This is a genomic window from Staphylococcus sp. 510 (genome assembly GCF_057219715.1).
Genome location: NZ_JBXVVK010000027.1, coordinates 1 through 5,914, shown reverse-complemented (window position 1 = coordinate 5,914; position 5,914 = coordinate 1). Strand labels below are relative to the sequence as shown.

Genomic DNA, 5,914 nt, shown 5'->3' with positions numbered 1-5,914 from the left:
ATGTACAAGCATCTTACATGATTGAAGAATCTAACAAGAAAAAAATAGAAAAGATTGCAAGTAAACATGATCTAAAAAAATCACAAGTTTTGAATTTATTTTTATCGCATTATTTTAATGAATCTCTTTAAAATTTAACTATGTAAACCTAAGCGAACGATATATTACAATAATAATTAAATTACTGTAATGTATCGTTTTATTGCTTAGGTGTATTGAAAATGTGCTTCAAGTGTCTATATAAAATTTTTACAGTTTATATATTACTATTAATCGGGCAATTTTACCATATGTTTTTTAGAAGTAATATATATATAATTTAAATTCATTGCTTTTAAATTGGTTGATAGGTAGTAACTAATACTTATAACTTACATATTAAAAATATTATTGTCCGACATATTCTTTCTTCTCATATCTGCTGAATGTAATTCTTCAAGTTCAGTTAAAATCGTTTGCATTAAATATCCTTGCATTGACTTGATTGTTTCTTTTTGGCCTTTAACTCCCCTATCATGGATAGCTTTTTTAAGTCTTTTTAAAGAAATTAATATTTCATCTTCAATATGTTCTAGCATATAAAAATTATCATCATGATTTGAATTAAAAGATTTTTTTGCTTTAAGAATAACGGCCTTTATGATTTCTAAATCTCTATAATCATATTTTAATAAATAATTAGTTAGTTGCTCTGGAAATTCTTGCAGTAGTATTTCTTTATAATCTTTATCATCAAAATTATGTGTAAATTGATTTGAATGATTTGAATGAATACTAATATTATTTTTGTACTCTATATCATTCAAGTCATTCATATCATTTAGTTCAGTATTGCTAAATTCAGTATTGTTAAATTCAGTATCATTAGATTCGGTTTTTCCGACTTCTTGAACTCGGTTTTTCCGACTTCTGGAACTCGGTTTTTCCGACTTCTGGAACTCGGTTTTTCCGACTTCCTTGCCACTACTGCTCTCAACTGTGTTTTCTTGCTTTTGAATTTTATAAATATCATCTTCTGTAACTTCTGGTTTCACTAAATAAAGTTTATTTGTTTTATTTAAACCCTGTCTTTCTTGTAGTAATAATTCGGCTTCAATAAGTTCTTTCTTAATTTTAATGACCTTATCTTTTTTACAATTTAATATAGTTTGCAGGTTCTCATTTTTGTAATAAAAGAATATATTACCTGTTTTAGAATCAATCCAGCCATTTTTAATTGATAAATCTAAACGATCTCTAAGAATACCCCATGCCATTTTCGCATCATTGGATATTTTAATATATTTTGGATTAGTAAAAAATACTTTCGGTATTTGATAAAACTTTTCTCTATATTCCTCATTTACGTTGTAAAGTTCCATTGTCATAATAAAAAACCTCTTTCCGAATTTTAGTTTGGTAAGAGGTAATAAAACGCTTTTATTTAGCTTTACATTTATTTAATGATTTAGGTGCTTGCACTAAGAAGTTATTCATTATATAATACAAGTATAAATTTGATATTAAATAAACGTCGGCTAAACGTTTTATTACCTAAGGGCAACTATTTCCAGTAGTTGCTCTTTTTTCATTTCTTATAAATTAATAATAACATGTTGTTGTTATTTGTAAAATTTATTTTTAAATCTACTTGCTTTTTTCCCTCTTTATAGACTTAATTCCAATTTAGTCTTTCCCGCTTGCAAAAAGCATTGCTGTAAATACTATGAAAATCAAAGATACTAATGTTCCTAATAGAATAAAGATTGCTGAAACGATATTCCACATAATAAATAGTGTTTTTTTGACACCACCCCACCAATTCATTTTATCAATAATGAATGTAGCAAGACTTATGAGTAATACAAATATGATTGTAATAGAAATCATTTCAATAGGTTCTATATTCATATAAACTCCTCCCCTGCTAGTGAATATTTATTGCTTATAGTATATACTATAAATGTAAATTACACAAATGTAATTCACACATGTGTAATTTACATTTGTGTAATTTACACATGTGTGATATGATATAACTATATTCAAAAGGAGGGATAGTATTATGACAGAAGTAATATCAATAAATAACTTTAAAGGTGGAGTATCAAAAACATCATCAACTGCTGGAATTGCTTATGTATTATCTGAAATTAAAAAGAAAAAAGTATTAGTTGTTGATTTAGACCCTCAAGCAGATGTTACTGATCTATTATTAAAAACATTTAAAGAAAACAATAATAGTTTATTAAATGAGATAATGAATTCTAATAATATTGAAAGTATTTTAGATGAAAAAGAAGATGAAATACTAGATTTACTTTTAAGAAAATCAACAGATATAAATGAAAACGATTTGTACCATACGTTGAAAGAACAAAAACATTTAAATGAATCAATAATAGAATTGAGTAATAATTTATCAATAGTACCATCAGATTTTAATATGATTGGTTATCCATATTTATTAGAAGATTTAAAACTCAATAGAATTGATGGTGCAAAATACTTTGATAGCTTCTTAGAAGAAGTAAAAGAAGATTATGATTTTATATTAATAGATACACCACCTACATTATCTGATTTTGCTAATAGTGGAATTTATTCATGTGATTATAGTTTGATTGTTGTACAAACTCATGTAAGAAGTTTTAATGCAGTAGAAAAACTTATAAGTCATTTATCTGATTTTCGAGATTTACATGATAATGATTTTGATATAGTTGGAATTTTACCAGTTATGTTTAAAAATCAAGGTAAGATAGATAGCTTTATTATAAAACTACTTAAACATGTGTATGGAAACTATGTATTTGAAAATAAAGTGATGCAAAGAGAAAGAGTTAAATTTTGGGATGCAATAGGTATTCAAAATGAAGATATGCATGATAGAAATGTACTTACAATGTATGAGAATATTGCAGATGAATTATTAGAGAAAATGAGGGATCGTAATGGAAAATAAAGAAGATAGCTTGTTAAATAAAAAAAGAAATAGAACTAACAATTACGAAAATACAATGTTAGATACTTCTGAAAGATATAGTGTTTTACCTACGCATAGTTTAAGAGTGAAAGGTACTATTCATAGTAAGGCTGTAGCACTAAAAAAAATTGGTCTATATGATAATTTAAATGACGTTTTGGAAGCAGCTTTAGAGAAATTCATTGAAGATTATTCTGATAGTGAAAAACAAGAAATAAGAGAGCAAGAAAAAGAAGAAAATGAACAAAAATTAAGACGAGTAAAAAACAAAAAATAATGTGTAATTTACACAAATGTAAATTACACAAATAAAAAGCCGTAGGTATTCTTGGCAGACCCTACGACTAAAGCATTTATAAAAATACTTACAATCATAGAATAATTTATAAATGCCTATAAATCAATAGGAGGCGTTTAAAATGATAGAAAACTACGTTGAATGGTTTTGTGAATTTATCAATGTTCCATATGAAACAAATGAAACATTAGAATTATGGATAATTAATAAGAAGCAAAATAGAAATTTTGAAATAGAAATTGTGTCTGTGGTAGAAACCGACACAAAACAATTATCATTATTTGATTTTGATATTGCTATTTGATACGTGTAAGATACACAAATGTAATTTACACATGTGTATTTTACATTTGTGTAAAATGGAGGTTTGGATATGAACAAAAACTCGTTTAAATTTGCTACAAAGAAACAATATGATTTAGCTGAATCAGTAAAAGAAAGAATAATCAATGATATTAAATATATGAATAATTTAAATGAACTTAATCAAGTAGCAAATACAAATTTCGATAAAGAAGAATTACAATATTTCTTTAAAGAAAAAAATGATTTTAAATATTTTATAAACCAGAATAACATTAGTACAAATAGTATTATTGTATCTGCAATGATGAAGTTAAAAAGAAATTAATGTGAATGATAAATATAAAGGGTGATTACAAATGGATATAGATTTTAGTTTAGTCTTACAAGTTTTATTGTTTATTATAACTATAGGTTTGTTAGGTTGTTATATATACAGTATGTTTATACTTAAACGAATAAATATAATAATGTTTTTATTACTTGTAATTTTATTGGTATTTCAAATAGTGATTTATTAGTTTTTGCTCATAAGGAATTAAAAACGATTTTTGATATAAATGATGATAACGGTCATTATGTAAATAAGGAAGGAATTTTAAAATGAAGAAAAATTTTAGTGAACACATCATACTAGATAAATTGAACTTTAATAGTATGTATAAAAAAATAGAAGATATAAATTCTAAATTTAGCAATAAAATGACCGAAACAATAAAAGATATAAATTCTAAATACAGTAAGCAAATATCTGAATCAATAGAAGTTCTAGCTAAAAGTATACCTAACTTAGATGAATTTAAAGATGCTTTAGATAGTTTTATTGATAATGTTACTACAGTAAATTCAATTTTTATTAACTATGATTATCCACCGATAGATTATGTAGACATAAATGAAGTTATTAATTATATTGAAATGAATCCAAATCATTGGGAGGTAACTAAAGAAAATATTGATTTGATAATGACAAGGTATTTTGATGAAATTCATTTTAATCATTTAAAAAGCCAAGTAATCAGTTATAAACTACCTCAAGAAGATATTACTATATTAAAAGAGATTTTAGATGGATATAAGCAGGAATATTATTATCTTGTAATACCTGCCTTACTAGCAAGACTAGAAGGAATGATATTCAATTCAGTGAATTATAAAGGAAAAACTAATTATCGACTCTTTAATATTATAATTGAAGAAACGATAAACAAGTATAAATCTAATCATGATTATTATGTTGATTCTGATTACTTCAAAATCAAAGAATATTATAAATCTAAATTAAAACGAAATTTTGAATTTGGTGAAAAAAAGATCAATGAAATTAATAGACATTCTATTATGCATGGATATGATAATCAGTATGGAACAAAGCAAAATGCAGTAATACTATTGTTGCATTTCGAGTATCTTTATCATTGTTTAGCAGAATTAAGTGAAAATGATAAACAAGATATCCGTAATAAATTATTTAAATGACAATTAATTCAATACTTTATACTGACTGATTAGGGTAAGCCCTAATCAGTCAGTGGTGGAAGTTGTTTTTTTAAGGTTTTAAATGTATGATTAGGGTGTAACAAAAAGGAGTTGTGAAAAATTTGAAAATTGGTTATGCCCGAGTATCTACAAAAGATCAAAATTTAGAAAGACAAATAGAAATTTTAAAAAGATATGGTGCTACAAAAATCTTTGAAGAAAAACAATCTGGAAAGAACATTAAAGATAGAAAAGTATTTCAAGAAGTTATGGATTTTGTAAGAGAAGAAGATACATTAATTGTTGATGCATTAGATAGACTTGGACGTAACTATGATGAAGTAATTAAAACTGTAGATTTTCTTAGAGAAAAAAATGTTAAATTAATTATTACAAGTCTACCAATGATGAATGAGATTGTAGGAAATGAATTATTTGATAAGTTCTTAAAAAATTTAATCATTCAATTGTTAGCAATGATTTCAGAGCAAGAAAGAAATGATAGTAAGCGTAGACAAGCAGATGGTATAGCAGTAGCAAAGGCAAAAGGTATTTATAAAGGCCGACCTAAGCTATATAGTCCAAACGCTAAAGACCCACAAAAGCAAGCAGTTTATTTTAGAGTGATAGGCTTTATAGATGAGGGTATGGCTATTAGTAGAATAGCAAAGAAAGTAGGACTATCAAGACAGACTATATATAGGATAAAAAATGATTATCAAAGTGGATTATATAAAGACTATGAATAACAATTATTAATTACACAAATGTAAATTACATATGTGTAATTTACATTTGTGTAAAGGAGGAGTTATTATGAATAGAAGTGATAGAGAAAGATATGAGGAAGAAAAAAGACAGCAACAATA

8 protein-coding genes are annotated in these 5,914 nt (G+C 25.4%); 6 read left to right on the top strand and 2 right to left on the bottom strand.

Annotated elements, in window-relative coordinates; all coding sequences use genetic code 11:
- Positions 1-371 precede the first annotated feature (371 nt).
- Both AC2D8K_RS12180 and AC2D8K_RS12175 read right to left on the bottom strand, forming a co-directional pair.
- Complete coding sequence (locus AC2D8K_RS12180) at positions 372-1,367, bottom strand: replication initiator protein A (protein ID WP_031896213.1); 996 nt, start codon at positions 1,365-1,367, stop codon at positions 372-374.
- A gap of 298 nt (positions 1,368-1,665) precedes the next feature.
- Positions 1,666-1,890, bottom strand: coding sequence for a hypothetical protein (locus tag AC2D8K_RS12175; protein WP_002485061.1), 225 nt, complete (start codon positions 1,888-1,890; stop codon positions 1,666-1,668).
- 154 nt (positions 1,891-2,044) lie between these two features.
- Here AC2D8K_RS12175 and AC2D8K_RS12170 point away from each other — a divergent pair, with 154 nt between their 5' ends.
- From AC2D8K_RS12170 to AC2D8K_RS12145, 6 genes are all read left to right on the top strand, one after another.
- Positions 2,045-2,944, top strand: coding sequence for a ParA family protein (locus tag AC2D8K_RS12170; protein ID WP_002485060.1), 900 nt, complete (start codon positions 2,045-2,047; stop codon positions 2,942-2,944).
- A complete protein-coding gene (locus tag AC2D8K_RS12165) occupies positions 2,934-3,242 on the top strand; it encodes a hypothetical protein (RefSeq protein WP_002485057.1) in 309 nt (102 codons plus the stop codon). The genes AC2D8K_RS12170 and AC2D8K_RS12165 overlap by 11 nt, the downstream gene beginning before the upstream one ends.
- A 142-nt stretch (positions 3,243-3,384) precedes the next feature.
- On the top strand, positions 3,385-3,567 hold the full coding sequence (locus AC2D8K_RS12160; RefSeq protein ID WP_002485059.1) for a hypothetical protein: 183 nt from the start codon (positions 3,385-3,387) through the stop codon (positions 3,565-3,567).
- Positions 3,568-3,636: 69 nt separating this feature from the next.
- Positions 3,637-3,894 (top strand): hypothetical protein, encoded by a 258-nt coding sequence (locus tag AC2D8K_RS12155; RefSeq protein ID WP_128424878.1) that lies wholly within the window; start codon positions 3,637-3,639, stop codon positions 3,892-3,894.
- Positions 3,895-4,169: 275 nt separating this feature from the next.
- A complete protein-coding gene (locus AC2D8K_RS12150) occupies positions 4,170-5,045 on the top strand; it encodes a hypothetical protein (RefSeq protein WP_128424879.1) in 876 nt (291 codons plus the stop codon).
- 122 nt (positions 5,046-5,167) lie between these two features.
- Positions 5,168-5,794 carry a recombinase family protein gene (locus tag AC2D8K_RS12145; protein WP_031884083.1) on the top strand — a complete coding sequence of 209 codons (627 nt, stop codon included), beginning with the start codon at positions 5,168-5,170 and terminating at the stop codon, positions 5,792-5,794.
- Positions 5,795-5,914: the final 120 nt, after the last annotated feature.

Coding starts and splice junctions, on each gene's coding strand:
- AC2D8K_RS12155 (WP_128424878.1), top strand. CDS start 3,637: ATGAACAAAAACTCGTTTAAATTTGCTACAAAGAAACAATATGATTTA.
- AC2D8K_RS12165 (WP_002485057.1), top strand. CDS start 2,934: ATGGAAAATAAAGAAGATAGCTTGTTAAATAAAAAAAGAAATAGAACT.
- AC2D8K_RS12180 (WP_031896213.1), bottom strand. CDS start 1,367: ATGACAATGGAACTTTACAACGTAAATGAGGAATATAGAGAAAAGTTT.
- AC2D8K_RS12175 (WP_002485061.1), bottom strand. CDS start 1,890: ATGAATATAGAACCTATTGAAATGATTTCTATTACAATCATATTTGTA.
- AC2D8K_RS12170 (WP_002485060.1), top strand. CDS start 2,045: ATGACAGAAGTAATATCAATAAATAACTTTAAAGGTGGAGTATCAAAA.
- AC2D8K_RS12160 (WP_002485059.1), top strand. CDS start 3,385: ATGATAGAAAACTACGTTGAATGGTTTTGTGAATTTATCAATGTTCCA.
- AC2D8K_RS12150 (WP_128424879.1), top strand. CDS start 4,170: ATGAAGAAAAATTTTAGTGAACACATCATACTAGATAAATTGAACTTT.